This window comes from Pseudoalteromonas sp. SMS1 (genome assembly GCF_021530565.1).
In the GTDB taxonomy this organism is placed as follows: domain Bacteria; phylum Pseudomonadota; class Gammaproteobacteria; order Enterobacterales; family Alteromonadaceae; genus Pseudoalteromonas.
Genome location: NZ_JAKGBI010000032.1, coordinates 22,334 through 37,669, shown reverse-complemented (window position 1 = coordinate 37,669; position 15,336 = coordinate 22,334). Strand labels below are relative to the sequence as shown.

Below are 15,336 nucleotides of genomic sequence, written 5' to 3'. Positions count from 1 at the left end.
CTTCACCGTGTTGTTCAGCTTCTTCAGCGGCCTTTGCCGCCTTCTTCGCTTTCGCGCGAGCAATCGCCGCCGCCACCGCCGCTTTACGCGGATCGTCAGATGCAGTCTCTGAGGCTGGCTCTTCACCGTGTTGTTCAGCTTCTTCAGCGGCCTTTGCCGCCTTCTTCGCTTTCGCGCGGGCGATGGCTGCTGCAACCGCCGCTTTACGCGGATCGTCAGGTGCTGCCTCTGAGGCCGGTTCCTCACCATGTTGCTCGGTTTCTGCAGTGGTCTTCGCCGTCTTCTTCGCCTTGGCGCGAGCAATGGCTGCCGAAACTGCAGCTTTACGCGGGTCGTCTGTACTCCCTTCTTTATCTGCTTCCATGTCAGCTTCAGCGCTTAGTGTTGCTTTTTTGGCTTTGGCACGGGCGATGGCCGCAGCCACAGCCGCTTTTTTCGGATCGTTTGGTGTTGCTGCGCTTGCTTCTTCTGATGCCTTTTCCGCTTTTCGCGCTTTGGCGCGTGCGATGGCTGCGGCAACAGCCTCCTTTGGTGCACGGTCAGTGTCCGATTGTGATTTTTCTTCTTTGTACTTTCGGGCTTGCTCTTTACGCTTAGCGCGCTCTAACGCAACAGCACTGTTGTCAGGCTCAAGTGTTGAGGTATCTCCAGCCGCCTTTTTCGCTTTAGCACGTTCTATCGCGGCTTGCACTGCAGATTGCTCTGGGCGCTTCTTTTTCACTCTTTCAAGCGCTTCAGTTACTTTTGACTGGTCTTTTGCCGGTGCGCTGCGTGCTGGCCGTTTGTGACGATTTTGTCTTTCTTCTTGTTCCCGTTCTAACCGTATCTTACGTGCCTCAAAACGTTCTTTCGCGCGTTCTGCTTTTACCTTTTCTAGTTTTTGCTCACGGATCTCAGCTTTGGCGACACGATAATATTGCACCAAAGGTATTTCGCTTGGGCAGACATACGAACACGCACCGCATTCAATACAGTCAAACAGGTTGTACTCTTCTAGTTTGTCGTATTCCTTGCCTTTGGCGAACCACTGTAGCTGTTGAGGCAAGAGTGTCTGTGGACATGCATCTGCACAGGCGCTACATCGAATACAAGCTTGCTCTTGGCCAGCTATTGCCAACTCTTGGTTGTCTGGCGCAAGGATACAGTTAGTAGTTTTCACGACAGGGATTCTGACGGTCGGCAGAGTAAAGCCCATCATCGGTCCTCCCATGATCACTCGTTGGTCCTCAACGGGCGAAAACCCTTGGCTATCGAGCAAGTGTTTTACTTCACTGCCCAGCAAGGCCCAGACATTTTGTGGTGTATGGATCGTGTTACCAGTGACTGTGACCACGCGCTCAATGAGTGGTTTTCCTTTGTATACGGCTTCACTTACGGCGAATAAAGTACCGACATTTTGAACTAGTACACCTACATCTGCGGGGATACCACCACTAGGTACTTCTTTTGACGTCAAGACTTTAATCAGTTGTTTCTCGCCACCTGATGGATACTTAGTAGGGATCGCGCGAATCAGTATTTTATCGTTGTGGCTAGCCGCGGTGCGCATTGCCTCAATCGCTTGAGGTTTATTGTCTTCAATACCAACCAGTGTATATTGAGGAGACAAAATTGACATCATCACCTCAATGCCTGAAATAATTTCTTTTGCATGTTCGCGCATTAACATGTCGTCGGCGGTAATGTATGGCTCACATTCCACTCCATTGACAACCAAATATTCAATTTGTTTTGCACTATCCGCTTTTACATAGGTAGGGAAGCCTGCGCCGCCCATACCTGCAATGCCAGCATGGTGCAGAATATCAATGAGCGTTTTGTTGTCCACACCATCAATTGATGTCCGTGAAGTGAGTTCGCACCATTTATCTTCGCCATCCGGTGTCAGAATTATGCTCAATTCAGGCATGGCTGAAGGGTGTGCGGAAGGCATTGGTTTAATATCTGAAATGATACCTGAAGTGGGCGCATGCACTGGCAGCGACCAGTTTGTGCCTGGGCGCGTGAGCACTTGTCCTTTCAGTACATGCTCCCCTTTATTGACCAACAATTGTCCGTTGGCGCCAATGTGCTGTTTTAACGGGAGTACTAAGTATTCTGGGAGGGGTAAAGTACCAATACCAGTTTGATTTGAAACGAACTTTTGCTCAGGTGGATGGATCCCACCAGGAAATTGCCACAGTTTTCCGCTTTCTATTTGTTCAAGTAATGTTTCCACTTAAACCTCTCAGTCAAGTTGTTTCACTGGAATAGCGTTTATTTGCCACTTCCAAGATTGTTTTGTTTCGGCGACTGGGATCATATCTATGCAGTCTACAGGGCAGGGCTCAACACACAGGTCACACCCTGTGCATTCATCTGCGATAACGGTATGCATTTGACGTGTTGCACCCACAATTGCATCCACGGGGCAAGCTTGAATGCATTTGGTGCAGCCAATGCATTCATCCTCACGGATATAAGCAACTTTTTTAACTGGATCTGCCTCTTCTCCACCAGCCAACGGTTTTGCCTCTACGCCCATTAAATCAGCAAGTTTTTTGACCGTTGCTTCACCACCCGGTGGGCATTTATTGACGTCATCACCGTTGGCGATGGCTTCAGCGTAAGGACGGCAGCCTGGATACCCACATTGGCCACATTGAGTTTGTGGTAAGACAGCATCAAGTTGTTCAACTATCGGGTTGCTTTCTACACGATACTTAATCGCGGCATAACCCAAAATAAGCCCAAAAATGAGTGCAAGCGCACCGATGGCGATAAGCGCGTAAAATAGCGTCATGTTAAATCTTCACCAATCCTGAAAAGCCCATAAATGCAAGTGACATAAGACCTGCGGTGATCATCGCAATAGAAGCCCCCTTGAACGGGACTGGGACATCTGCCACGGCAAGCCTCTCTCGCAAAGCGGCAAACAGAACTAGAACAAGTGAAAAACCGACAGCGGCACCAAACCCATAAACAGCAGAGCTAATGAATGTATGTTCTTTGGTGATATTCAGCAATGCTACTCCCAATACCGCACAGTTAGTGGTGATCAAAGGTAAAAAGATACCCAGCAAACGATATAGGGTAGGGCTTGTTTTTCTGACGACCATCTCGGTGAATTGTACCACGACAGCAATGACGAGAATGAAGCTCATCGTGCGTAAAAACGTCAGATCTAGGGGCATAAGAATATATTGATTTACCAGGTAACTGGTAACCGATGCTAAGGTTAGAACAAAGGTGGTTGCTAACGACATTCCTATAGCGGTTTCTAGTTTGCCAGAGACGCCCATAAACGGACATAGCCCCAAAAACTGCACTAATACAAAGTTGTTTACCAGCACTGTACCGATAAGCAACAACATATACTCTGTCATTTATGCCCCTCAACTTGCAATCATCGTTTCTCAACGTGTTATAAGACTGGAAATTCTAACAATTTTCCTCGCCGAGATCACAACATTTAGCACACTTTATTTGGATTGAAAGGGGATTTTGGTAGGGAATGTTGACAAAAAATGGAGAGAGTATGACGCTCTCCATTTTCGTTAGCTTAGATCTCTTTTGGCTTCTCAATGTAGTAGCCCTGAACCCCATCTAGGCACAAAGTTTCTACAATATGTTTTTCCTCTTGGCTTTCAACACCTTCAGCAAAAACACTGACACCAATACGGTGTGCTAAATCAACCATCAGACGCATAAAGTACTGATTATTTTTGTCTTCTTCTAAACCTCGGGTATAGCTGGCGTCCATTTTGATAAAGTCAGGCTTTAAATCTCTGAAAAACTTAAATGAGGTAAGGCCTACACCAAATCTTTCAACGGTGATTCTGGCGCCAACTCTGTGAACCATATCGATAAAGCGTTTACTCGCTTTAATATTTTGCTGTAATCCAAACTCACTCACTTCAAAAATTAGTTTTGAGGCCAAATTGCCGTCTTTGAGCAAGCGCCTTTCTAACCAAATGACAAACTGGTCGCTGTGTGCGCTTGAGGCTGTGACGTTGATGCCAAAAAACTTTTCATTAAAGTTACGGGTCTTAATCAGCTCCAAAGAGCTGTCAATGATGAGCTGGTCGATCTCTATTGCCATTTCCAACTTTTCAGCCATAGCGAGAAAAGAAGCGGTGGGCAACATTTGATTGTCTTCAGTTTTAAATCGTGATTGTATCTCTGCGTAAGCTTTGACATTTTTACCAATTGGCATGATGTTTTGCATCATCAGGTTGACACGTCGGCTGTCAATGACCTCTCGGATGACTCGGCGCCAGTTTTGGTTACCAAACCCTGCTCCAACATTGTTTACGATGTCACTTTCGCGTTGTAAATGCCACGCATTGGCTTGTTTACTTTGCGCCATACTCATTGCGTTATCGACAACAGACAGTAATTCTCCGAGTGGCTTACCCGACTCGTAGGACACAATCCCAGCATTGGCAACAGATGCGAGCTCTTGGTTTTGTTGATACTGGGTAAACCTAGCTTGTAAGGTCTCCCCAAATTGCTCTGCTTCTTTTGAAGGGACATTAGGTAAAATAACGGCAAAATCGGAGCTATTGAGTCTAAATACTTGGCTTCCGGTGTAGGTGCCACTCACGTGCTTTACAATATCAGAAACAGCACGTATGTATTCATCACCTTTTTGGTATCCTCGGGTTTGATTGATCATTTGTAATTCACTACAACGGATCATCGCCAGAGTACCAAAACTTTTATTATTGGCTTGTTCGATTTGATGCTCGTAATATTCTACAAACATATTGCGATTACCAAGCCCTGTCACAACATCTTTATAGGCCTCTTGCTTAATAGAATGTGCCGCAGATTTAATGTCTTCTTGTTTGCTTTTCAAAAAGTGTGCAAGCCGATTAAATGAGGGGGCTAATTCTGCGCCCAGCTCGGTCACTTTACCTGTATTAAAGTCTTCTTCTATGCTTTCAGTGACTTGGTTTTGCGTAATGTAGACATCAACCGCGTTTGCTACGGTCATACTGACGTTGCGATTAAGCTTTTTATAAATTGCTTGCATGTAGAAGATAGGAATAAATGCGACTAAAGCTGAAATGACTAACATCAACAATAACGATTGTTGTAACAACGATGCTTGGCTCTGTGCATTAATAACAAATTCTATTTTTATGTCTTTGGTTTTATTTACGGCAAACTGAGGACGGATAGAGTTAAAAGAATTTGCGATAATATCTGCTAAAAAGGGCAACTGAGTCGGTTTACCCAATTGAAGAATGGTTTGGCCCGAGAAATCTCGTACTATAAAAGTAGAAAACACATCACCATTACTTAAAGACAGACGTATATGTTCAGGAGTCATATCTGTCATTGTTTTTTCCTGAATATAATTACTTACCATCTGCTGAGCACTCATCTGTGCTTTACTAACGGCACTATCAAAGCTAGAGGCAACAAAAAAGCTACCAACCGCAGAAAAAAGTAACCAAGAAATAAATTGTAAAAATATGAGTTTTTTAAAGCCAGCCATTATTTATCTTCTACCTGAAATAAGGAGAATTGCCTTCTAGTAATGTGTAAGTGCTAAGTTACGTGAATTAATAACGTCACTATATGTTGTTAAAGTACCAAGTTGGTGCCAGTAGAAGGGCGTTAACCGCTGCAAATATCTCTACTGTCATGCCAAGAGGCGTATTGACATTATAGCGAAAAATCACTGATATAGGTGCTTGTAGAGTAGAGCATTGATTGAAAAAAGTCTAATACATTCTGGGAATTGGCTCCCCCTCCCCGACTCGAACGGGGGACCTGCGGATTAACAGTCCGTCGCTCTAACCAACTGAGCTAAGGGGGAACAATATAGAGTAGATTTGTGTGTTTGGCTCCCCCTCCCCGACTCGAACGGGGGACCTGCGGATTAACAGTCCGTCGCTCTAACCAACTGAGCTAAGGGGGAACAACACATATAACGATTTGGCTCCCCCTCCCCGACTCGAACGGGGGACCTGCGGATTAACAGTCCGTCGCTCTAACCAACTGAGCTAAGGGGGAATCGTTATAACGTTTAGAAACTTGGCTCCCCCTCCCCGACTCGAACGGGGGACCTGCGGATTAACAGTCCGTCGCTCTAACCAACTGAGCTAAGGGGGAAGCATGTCTCTCAACGGGGCGAAATATTAATGACGACATGGCAAAGTGTCAACAATAAAAATCATAAGAGTGCAAAAAAACTGATTGTTCGATGGATTAATCGACAATTCAGCCTTTTTTTAAGCAGCTTTCTTTGAAAACGAAGCTTAAAGTCGGCGCCGCTTTCATTTATTGAAGGTTTTTTACACGGATCTGGACCAAGAAAAATCAGAAAGTAAAATCTATTGTCGTTTAATTAGGTGGATGTGACGAGGTGCATAATTTGGATATTGGTCACTTTTTGCTGTTAGTGCGCTAAAAACATCCGAAAGGGCTGTTTTTTGCACTTTCTTTTAGATCGGCGAATTTTCTAATTTTGATCTAAGAAGTGATCTTTATAGTGAGTTGGCAGAAAGAAGAGTTTTCAAAATAATGATAAATATTTTACTCAAATTTTAGGGGGATACTGCATATTTTTGCTTGTTAATTCGGTTAACTCATTTAAAAACAAGTGGTTATGCTTTTTGTTTCCAATATGGAATAAGTTGCATATTTATTAATTTCATCTACCTAGCTGATGAAGGGGGGCGGTTTTATAGGGGATCTGGGGTGTAAAATAAATAGATCATTTTACGCTTTTTATACGGGCTTCAAGATCCTTGTCTAGGCCTTTATTTTTAAAGGCTCTACAAACTTATCCACGGAATCTGTGGATAACATTGTTTATTAATCTTTAAGAACTCTTCTAAAGCTAAGCAAACCGTGGCATTAGAGAGAAGCAATAGTTTTTTGTTGTTTTTTAAAATTCTTAATAATCAAAAGGTTGCGTGTTTGGTGCGAAAAGGGAGGACGCTGTGCATATTTTAAAAGAAATATTTCAATATCGTTCGCTTTATGTGCAAAAAGTGAGCCGTTGATGCGTGAAGACTGAAATAAATTTGACATTTTTTACACAGAACAGCAATCGCAGCAAAATAGGGTGAAAAAATCAATTTTTGCTTGGAAAGGCTTTTATCTCTTCCATTTGCCTTCTTTATCCGTATTAAAGAATAGCATAGCATCATCCAGTATGATGATTTAGAATGATGGGCTGTCAAAAGAGGTATAAAAATATATGTCCGCAGTGCGCCAATCAAACTCTAGCAGTGATATTTTAAGCGGTTCTATTCCCGCTACTTTAAAGAGAATGACAGTTCCGATGATATTCGGAATGATTACCCTGATGAGCTTTAACTTGGTTGATACATTTTTTATCAGCCTTTTGGGCACCAAACCATTAGCAGCGGTGAGTTTTACATTTCCAGTGACGTTTACCATTATTAGTCTGGCGATCGGGCTAGGAATTGGCACATCAGCTGTGATAGCCAAAGCATTAGGTAGTAAGAATTTAGAAGAAGCAAAGTTTGACGCATTTATTTCATTATTACTTGCTGCATTTTTAGTCGCTATGCTTGCGGTGATTGGTTATTGGCTCACGGACCCTATTTTTACTTTACTCGGTGCAGATAGTACGACTTTGCCTTATATCCATGATTATATGAATGTGTGGTTTATCGGATCCGTGTTTCTAATTACCCCGATGATTGGTAACTCAGTGTTACGTGCGTCAGGAGATACCAAAACCCCAAGTATGATCATGGGCCTTGGGGGACTGATTAATGCAATATTAGATCCGCTGCTGATTTTTGGCTATGGCCCGTTCCCTGAATTAGGGGTACAGGGGGCTGCGGTTGCTTCAGTTGTTGCATGGGCTGTGTGTGTTGTCGTCATTATTTATCTTTTGGCCATTAAAAAGCGCTTACTTAGCTGCTCTAGTGGCAATCAAAGTGTTTGGGGGGCGGTGTCCAAGATAATGAAGATTGGGTTACCGGCTGCTGGGGCAAATATGCTTACGCCCATTGCGATGGCGGTGATGACAGCCATCGTTGCGACTTATGGCGCACAAGCTGTCGCTGCTTTTGGCGTCGGTAGCCGCATTGAATCAATCGCTTGCTTGGTTATTTTGGCTCTCTCAATGACACTGCCACCATTTGTTAGTCAAAACTATGGTGCTGGCAATTACGATCGGGTTAAAGAAGCATATCGTACAACATTGAAGTTTGTTATGGCGTGGCAGTTTGCGACTTACTTGCTGCTTATTCTGACAGCGCATTGGGTTAGTCAAGCATTTGGTAATGAACCAGAAGTCATCGAGATTATTAAACTATTTATTTATACATTGCCACTCAGTTACGGATTGCAAGGTATCATTATACTGACCAATTCCTCTTTCAATGCTTTGCATAAACCGATGAATGCTTTGATCCTGAGTGTTGTTCGATTATTTGTGTTCTATATTCCATGTGCTTACATCGGTTCTCACATCGCAGGACTGACAGGATTATTCATTGGTGCTGCAATAGGGAATTTGTTTACCGCGATATCTTCTTATACATGGTTTAGCAAGACACTAGCACGCATGCAGCAACGAGATTTAGAGGTGAAAGTATCATGAGTGAAGCTTTTGAACTTGTATCAGAATTTACGCCCAATGGTGATCAGCCGACTGCGATAGCGCAACTATGTGAAGGGCTAGAAGCGGGACTTGCACACCAGACTTTACTGGGAGCGACAGGTACAGGTAAGACATTTACGATGGCGAACATTATCCATCAGTTAAACCGTCCAACTATTATAATGGCGCATAACAAAACGCTTGCTGCGCAGCTATATGGCGAAATGAAAGAGTTTTTCCCAAATAATGCCGTTGAGTATTTTGTCTCTTACTATGACTATTATCAGCCTGAAGCCTATGTGGTTGCCAGTGATACGTTTATTGAAAAAGACGCGTCAATTAATGAACATATTGAACAGATGCGACTGTCGGCCACAAAAGCGCTATTGGAGCGCAGAGATACCATTATTGTGGCGTCTGTGTCGGCTATTTATGGTCTTGGCGATCCAGACTCGTATATGAAAATGATGCTGTTGCTTAAAGTGGGCGAGACCATGGAGCAACGTGCAATGCTCAGACGATTGGCAGAGTTGCAATATACTCGTAATGATATGGATTTTTCTCGCGGTACTTATCGCGTTAGAGGTGAGGTAATTGATATCTTCCCTGCAGAATCTGAGACGCAGGCCGTACGTGTAGAAATGTTTGATGATGAAATTGAGCGCATCAGCCTGTTTGATCCGTTAACGGGAGCCATTGATAAACACTTAGTTCGTGCCACGATATATCCAAAAACGCACTATGTAACACCAAGAGAAAAAATCCTAGATGCCATCGAAAAAATTAAGCTAGAGCTCAAAGATCGTAGAGCATACTTAATGGAAGCGAATAAGTTAGTTGAAGAACAGCGAGTCGCGCAAAGAACACAATATGACATCGAGATGATGCAGGAACTGGGTTTTTGCTCTGGCATTGAAAACTATAGCCGATACTTGTCGGGCAGAGCACCAGGCGAGCCCCCTCCAACCTTGCTCGATTATCTACCAGATGATGCGCTGATGGTCATTGATGAGTCACATGTCACGGTATCTCAAGTTGGTGCGATGTATAAAGGAGACCGAAGCCGAAAAGAAAACCTTGTTGAATATGGCTTTAGGCTGCCTTCTGCAATGGACAACCGACCACTCAAATTTGAAGAATTTGAGTCAATTGCACCTCAGACAATCTATGTATCTGCGACACCGGGCGACTACGAAATAGAACGCTCTAATGGAGAAGTTGCTGAGCAGGTGATTAGGCCGACAGGGCTATTGGATCCTGAGCTAGAAGTGCGCCCAGTTACAACGCAGGTCGATGATTTATTGTCTGAGATATACCAACGTGTCAAGGTAAAAGAGCGAGTGCTCGTGACAACATTAACAAAGCGGATGGCAGAAGATCTGACCGACTATTTAAATGATCATGACGTGAAGGTGCGCTACTTGCACTCCGATATTGATACAGTTGAGCGTATGGAGATCATTCGCGATCTGAGAAAAGGGGTTTTTGATGTCTTGGTTGGGATCAACCTTTTAAGAGAAGGCCTCGACATGCCAGAAGTTTCTCTAGTTGCCATATTGGATGCAGACAAAGAAGGGTTTTTAAGATCGACGCGTTCTTTGATCCAGACCATCGGCCGCGCTGCGCGCCACTTAAATGGTAAAGCGATATTGTATGGAGATAAAATCACGCGCTCAATGAGGGCGGCGATTGATGAAACTGAACGTAGACGTGCTAAGCAACAAGCATACAATGAACAGCATGGTATCACGCCGCAAGCCTTGAATAAGAAGATAACTGACGTAATGGATTTGGGCGAAGAGGTGCAAGAAAGTGAAGCAATACCGCACAGCACTTCACAAGGCAAGTTGAATTCAAACAAGGCAAGTAGGGCTTCTACAGCGGAGTTAACAGAGCAAATCAAACAGTTAGAAGCGCAGATGATGACTTATGCGCGTGAGTTAGAATTTGAAAAGGCCGCCAAAGTGCGAGATGACATCCAATTGCTGCAACAACAGTTACTCAATAGTTAAATGATACGCCGTCGGCTGAGTCGTAAGATGCCGCTCAGCCAAGCACCCACCTGTTTAGTTATATGTTTATTGCAAAACTCAAGGTGCACTTCTAGAGTAAATAGGTTAATTTAGTCGACTTAATCGCAAGAGTTCAATTTTATATGTGATTATTGAGAACTCTAGCTACACTTTAGTTGTCCATAGATAAGTTATTATTTGAGAGTCACTTAGAATTGTGTTGTTCGTGCGCCTTATAGTCCTATCATTATTTCTTTGTATAGCACCAATTGTGCACAGCAATGAAGGATCACTGGATAAATCGCTATCCGACCTTTACCGACTCCTAGATCAAGATCCAAAGCTGGCAATTACAAAAATCTCAGAACTCAATCAGCTTTTTTTGCATCCTCAGCCAAGCTCCCGTTTATGGTATGAATTAAAAATTGTTGAAGTGAGAGCCGAAATCAAACTTGGTCTGTATCAAGAGGCCAAGCAGCACTTATATCTATTAGAATCTTACCTGCCTGTGATGGCACAATTTAGCGAAGCGCCAGCACTAATCAAGTTATTGCTCGCGCAAATTGAGCAAAATCAAAGTAATATCGAAACTAGTTTTACTTTGTTAGAGCAGGCCTTGGGTATGGTGCCTAAAGAGCGTGTGGCGCTGCGCAGTGACATATTACATGCATTGGCCAGAGGATTACGCTATAAAGCTCGTTACAGCGAGGCCGAAAGGGTTGTAAAGGATGCAATTTCTCTGGTTGAGCCGATTAATGATCAAGCTAGATTGGCCACGTATTATAATCAACTTGGGGTGATATATGATTATATGGGCAGCCTTCAGTTAGCCCTACGCTTTCATGAGAGATCCCTAAAGATCCAACGCAGTCGACAAAATAAGCAAGGGATCTCAAACTCACTTTATAATATTGGCGAAATCTATCGTGACATGGATAAACTGAGTAAAGCTCTGTTGCATTTTGAGCAAGCGCTTGAAGTTGATCAGTCACTTGGTGATCCTATCCACATTGCCAATAGCCATGGCAAAATGAGCCAAGTACATCTTCAGCTCGGTGAAATAGAGCAAGCATTGAGTCATAGCCAAGCTGGTATTGAACTGGCTAGAGCAAGCCGTTCGAGTAGCGATTTGGCTTGGCAATTAAGTATCTTAGCGAAAATTTATGTGGCGCAAGATGCGTTGTCACAAGCTTTATCTGTTGCCCAAGAAGCACTGTCCTTAGCAATCGCCGCGCAAGCCAGCCGCACAGAGCGAACAGTCCGGTTAGTCATTATAGAAATTGAATTGGTGCAAGGTCAGTATGCTCAGGCGCTGACAAACATAGAACAAGTACTAACATTGCCAGGTATAGGCAATTCGTATTTGGCTAAATTGTATCAATATCGAGCACAAGCACTGGAAAAGTTAGGGGAATTTGAAAGGGCACTGTTGAGTTTACAACAGCATATTGAGATAAAGGCGTTGCTATACCAAGATCTAGATAAACAGCAGGCACTCACATTGCGTCAAAATGTAGAATTTATCCGTCAAGAGCAAGCACTGAAGTTGATTCAAAATGAGCAAGCATTGCAACAAGCCTCATTAGAGAACCTCAAACTGCAACGTGGTATGGGGGTGTCGCTGCTGTTATGTTTTATGGCAATTGCGATTTATATTTATAAACGACAACAACAAAAGCAAAAGTATATCGAGCTAGAGTCGGATATGATGGCGGAGTCTTTGACACAAAAAAATAGACTACTTGCAGATGTGTCTCATGAGCTAAGAACGCCCTTAGCAGCACTGAAGCTTACAGTCGAAGCCATGCAGCATAATATTGAGCCAGATCCTGCTAAAGGCTTTGAAAAGATACAAAAAAAGATAAGTCACCTAGACAACTTGATCAAGGATATTTACCAATCAGCGCAGTTTGATAATGATGTGCTGACTTTGGATAAGCAACCTGTTGATGTGAACCTGTTGATTGCAGAAATTGTTGAAGAATTTCAGCCTATGTATGCGACCAAGCTTCAATCATTGACGTTTTCTGCTTGTGCCCATAACACGGTGTGTTTTGTTGATCCTGCGAGGATCCGTCAAGTACTCTTTAACCTATTAAGAAATAGCCATTTTTATACAAGTAACGAAGGGCGCACACAGGTATATTTTGAAAGTGATGAAGGACATATGCAGGTGACTGTCGAAGATTCATTCCCAGGGGTCGCAGAGCAAGATCTTGAGAAAATTTTTGAACGATTGTATCGCTGCGAAGGGTCGCGCAGTCGTGATCATGGAGGGTCAGGTTTGGGGCTTGCAATTTGTCAGCAAATTATTCGCGCTCACGGAGGGAATGTGAGCGCGAGTCATAGCGAGCTGGGAGGTGTTGCAATCTCGCTATATATTCCTTTTGAAGAAATTAAAAGCGGTAGCTAAGACCAATACCTAAGCTAGATACATCTAAGTCGCCCATATCAAGGTACTGATAGCTGACGTTCATGGCCATGCCATTGTTCCAGTCATATTGCCAACCAAGTTCCGCAACGAACCCTGTACCATCTTCTTCTACTAGGGTCGTATTTCCGCGATTAAGCTCGTAATCGTAGAAGTTGGCACCTAATTTACCGTACAGGGAGTTGTGCTCGGTCAATTGGTATTGACCTTTAGCTGCAACAATGAGGTTGCCATAGTCCAAGTCATTTGCGCCAAGACCAAATAGCGTTTTATTTAGTTGAGTACAAGTAAACTTCCTATTGTTGGTATCTGTACATTCCCAATCGTCGGAATCTGTACCACCATTTAAACCCACTTCTAACGCCCAAGTTTTGTCGAATTGATAGTTGTAGTAGGCATACAGTTGTCCAACGCCGTCGCCATCTTGGCTTGAGCTTTTGTAAGAGGCTGAGCCACCATAGGCCTGTATACCGACACGATGTTTGTCATCCTCAATCGATGCCATGCTTGAGAAAGAAGTTACAGAGACCAACGCCAGTGAGAGTAGAGATAAAGTTTTCATTACGCATATTCCATTTGGTTAACTTGAGACTCAGTTTAGGGCGCTTGCGTGTGAGAGTCTGTTGACTCGTTGTCAGAAAATGTAAGGGACCGTGAGAATATACGAGATTTGACTTACGCTAAGTTAAATTCAGCCCGAAAGCACTCGGTAATGAAGTAAAGTCGCTCATCTGAAATCGCGCAGGCTTTTGCATTACTTTTAACAACGACTATCTCAACATTGGGTAAAAACGGAAGGTGTGGATCTTCGATGATTGGTAGGCCATTTCTGCTCAGGTTTGCCATTGCGCCAATCGCTAAACCTTGTCGAATGAGTCCTCTTAAAGCGCTCGCACTCGCGCTATTTGCCATCACTTTGAACGCTCGTTTTTGTTTGAGAAGCCCTTCTATAGCGGCTTGGTGGTAACGACAGTCGCGTTTAAACACTGCGATTGGTAAAGTTGGTTGAGATAAAAGCGGAGTATCCTGCGTGCCTACCCAAACACCACGATCTTGGCACAGTAAGTAACCTTCCTCTGTTTGTGGTGTACGTGTGACAACAGCCAAGTCTAACAGTCCTTGGTCAAGTAAATATTGCAGTTCAGGGCTAGATGCACAAGTAATATTGAGCTCTAGGCGATCAATGTGCTGATGAAGCAATTTGACTAAGATAGGTAAAATGGACTCTGAGTAGTCGTCAGGACAGCCTAAATGCAGCAGCACCAAAGGGGCTGTTTTAGCGAGGTTGGTCATTGCATGTTCTTGCAGGTGAATGATTTGTCTAGCATAACCTGCAAGAATGATCCCTTGTGCTGTAAGTTTTAATTGTCGTCCTTCTTTGATAAACAAGGTGTGTCCCACGTCCTGTTGGAGTTTTTTCATTTGCATACTAATTGCGGACTGTGTGCGGTGCATCTGGGTTGCAGCGCGTGTAAAGCTACCCGTTTCAACAAATGCCAGAAAACTTCTTAGTGAATCCAGTTCCATATATCAATATTTCTTATGCTTTGTATTTAAATTATACGTTAGTTTTCAATCAAATTAAGCCCTAGGATAAATGTATCAATCAAATAAGGAGTATTTTATGGAGCTATATATAGGTAATAAAAACTATTCTTCTTGGTCACTTAGACCATGGCTATTGCTGGAAAAGCATAAGCTAAAATTTCAAGAGGTAAAGCTAGATCTCGGCACAAAGGACTTTTATGACGCGATAAAAGCGGTCTCTCCGACAACTAAAGTCCCGACTTTAATTGATGATGGGTTGGTGGTTTGGGAATCTCTGGCAATATGTGAATACATCAATGAAACTTATTTATCTGGGGAGGCATGGCCCCACAACAATACACTACGGGCCCAAGCTAGATCACTCAGTGCCGAAATGCACAGTGGGTTTAATGCGTTGAGAAGTGCCATGCCAATGAATGTGAGAGCCAAGCGCGACATTGTGTTTACAGAGTCGTTGGAAAAAGACATTCGCAGAATTGAGCAAATCTTTGCTGAACAATTTTGTCAATTTGGCGGTTGGTTATTTGGAGACTGGTCTATTGTAGATGCCATGTACGCTCCTGTTTTACTTAGGTTTCAAAGTTACGGTGTGACACTAAATGATGAAGCGAAAGGATATGTCAAACATGCGCTAGATTGCCCCGCGTTGCAGAAGTGGTGTGCGATGGCGGCATGCGAACAGGAAATTGTCGCATGCAATGAAGTCGGTGCTCCAGCATCGCTTTAAAGTCCATAATTTAATCGTAATTAAATCATATAATATGGCC

At 43.5% G+C, this 15,336-nt stretch carries 10 protein-coding genes and 4 tRNA genes; 4 read left to right on the top strand and 10 right to left on the bottom strand.

The genetic code is table 11. The annotated features are described in order from the left end of the window. The 8 genes from rsxC to L1286_RS22950 all read right to left on the bottom strand — a co-directional run. The coding region (rsxC, locus tag L1286_RS22985) for an electron transport complex subunit RsxC (protein ID WP_235409371.1) at positions 1-2,218 on the bottom strand (2,218 nt) is incomplete at its 3' end. A 9-nt stretch (positions 2,219-2,227) separates the two neighbouring features. After that, complete coding sequence (gene rsxB, locus L1286_RS22980; RefSeq protein ID WP_235409370.1) at positions 2,228-2,782, bottom strand: electron transport complex subunit RsxB; 555 nt, start codon at positions 2,780-2,782, stop codon at positions 2,228-2,230. A 1-nt stretch (position 2,783) separates the two neighbouring features. After that, positions 2,784-3,365, bottom strand: a complete 582-nt coding sequence (rsxA, locus tag L1286_RS22975; RefSeq protein WP_063359746.1) for an electron transport complex subunit RsxA — start codon at positions 3,363-3,365, stop codon at positions 2,784-2,786. A gap of 176 nt (positions 3,366-3,541) precedes the next feature. After that, positions 3,542-5,485, bottom strand: coding sequence for an EAL domain-containing protein (locus tag L1286_RS22970; protein ID WP_235409369.1), 1,944 nt, complete (start codon positions 5,483-5,485; stop codon positions 3,542-3,544). Between the two features lie 247 nt (positions 5,486-5,732). Continuing rightward, a tRNA-Asn gene (locus L1286_RS22965) sits at positions 5,733-5,809 on the bottom strand. Between the two features lie 25 nt (positions 5,810-5,834). Further along, a tRNA-Asn gene (locus L1286_RS22960) sits at positions 5,835-5,911 on the bottom strand. An 18-nt stretch (positions 5,912-5,929) separates the two neighbouring features. Further along, positions 5,930-6,006: transfer RNA gene (locus L1286_RS22955), tRNA-Asn, on the bottom strand. A gap of 22 nt (positions 6,007-6,028) precedes the next feature. Next, a tRNA-Asn gene (locus L1286_RS22950) sits at positions 6,029-6,105 on the bottom strand. A 1,093-nt stretch (positions 6,106-7,198) separates the two neighbouring features. Here L1286_RS22950 and L1286_RS22945 point away from each other — a divergent pair. The 3 genes from L1286_RS22945 (at position 7,199) to L1286_RS22935 (ending at position 13,003) form a co-directional block, all read left to right on the top strand. Further along, complete coding sequence (locus tag L1286_RS22945) at positions 7,199-8,578, top strand: MATE family efflux transporter (protein WP_235409368.1); 1,380 nt, start codon at positions 7,199-7,201, stop codon at positions 8,576-8,578. Further along, positions 8,575-10,590: an excinuclease ABC subunit UvrB gene (gene uvrB / locus L1286_RS22940; RefSeq protein ID WP_235409367.1), complete on the top strand. Its 2,016-nt coding sequence runs from the start codon at positions 8,575-8,577 to the stop codon at positions 10,588-10,590. The genes L1286_RS22945 and uvrB overlap by 4 nt, the downstream gene beginning before the upstream one ends. Positions 10,591-10,861: 271 nt before the next feature. Then, on the top strand, positions 10,862-13,003 hold the full coding sequence (locus L1286_RS22935) for a tetratricopeptide repeat protein (RefSeq protein ID WP_235409366.1): 2,142 nt from the start codon (positions 10,862-10,864) through the stop codon (positions 13,001-13,003). Here the strand turns inward: L1286_RS22935 and L1286_RS22930 are convergent. After that, positions 12,987-13,583: an outer membrane beta-barrel protein gene (locus L1286_RS22930; protein ID WP_235409365.1), complete on the bottom strand. Its 597-nt coding sequence runs from the start codon at positions 13,581-13,583 to the stop codon at positions 12,987-12,989. The two genes, L1286_RS22935 and L1286_RS22930, sit on opposite strands and share 17 nt — an antisense overlap. Before the next feature lie 113 nt (positions 13,584-13,696). Beyond that, complete coding sequence (locus tag L1286_RS22925) at positions 13,697-14,548, bottom strand: LysR family transcriptional regulator (protein WP_235409364.1); 852 nt, start codon at positions 14,546-14,548, stop codon at positions 13,697-13,699. A 97-nt stretch (positions 14,549-14,645) separates the two neighbouring features. Between L1286_RS22925 and L1286_RS22920 the strand changes: the two genes are divergently transcribed. Next, positions 14,646-15,296 carry a glutathione S-transferase family protein gene (locus L1286_RS22920; protein ID WP_235409363.1) on the top strand — a complete coding sequence of 217 codons (651 nt, stop codon included), beginning with the start codon at positions 14,646-14,648 and terminating at the stop codon, positions 15,294-15,296. The last annotated feature ends 40 nt before the right edge of the window (positions 15,297-15,336 follow it).

What these genes read in the sequence shown, in the direction of transcription:
- rsxB (WP_235409370.1), bottom strand. Translation starts at nt 2,782, where the DNA reads ATGACGCTATTTTACGCGCTTATCGCCATCGGTGCGCTTGCACTCATT.
- rsxA (WP_063359746.1), bottom strand. Translation starts at nt 3,365, where the DNA reads ATGACAGAGTATATGTTGTTGCTTATCGGTACAGTGCTGGTAAACAAC.
- L1286_RS22970 (WP_235409369.1), bottom strand. Translation starts at nt 5,485, where the DNA reads ATGGCTGGCTTTAAAAAACTCATATTTTTACAATTTATTTCTTGGTTA.
- L1286_RS22945 (WP_235409368.1), top strand. Translation starts at nt 7,199, where the DNA reads ATGTCCGCAGTGCGCCAATCAAACTCTAGCAGTGATATTTTAAGCGGT.
- uvrB (WP_235409367.1), top strand. Translation starts at nt 8,575, where the DNA reads ATGAGTGAAGCTTTTGAACTTGTATCAGAATTTACGCCCAATGGTGAT.
- L1286_RS22930 (WP_235409365.1), bottom strand. Translation starts at nt 13,583, where the DNA reads ATGAAAACTTTATCTCTACTCTCACTGGCGTTGGTCTCTGTAACTTCT.
- L1286_RS22925 (WP_235409364.1), bottom strand. Translation starts at nt 14,548, where the DNA reads ATGGAACTGGATTCACTAAGAAGTTTTCTGGCATTTGTTGAAACGGGT.
- L1286_RS22920 (WP_235409363.1), top strand. Translation starts at nt 14,646, where the DNA reads ATGGAGCTATATATAGGTAATAAAAACTATTCTTCTTGGTCACTTAGA.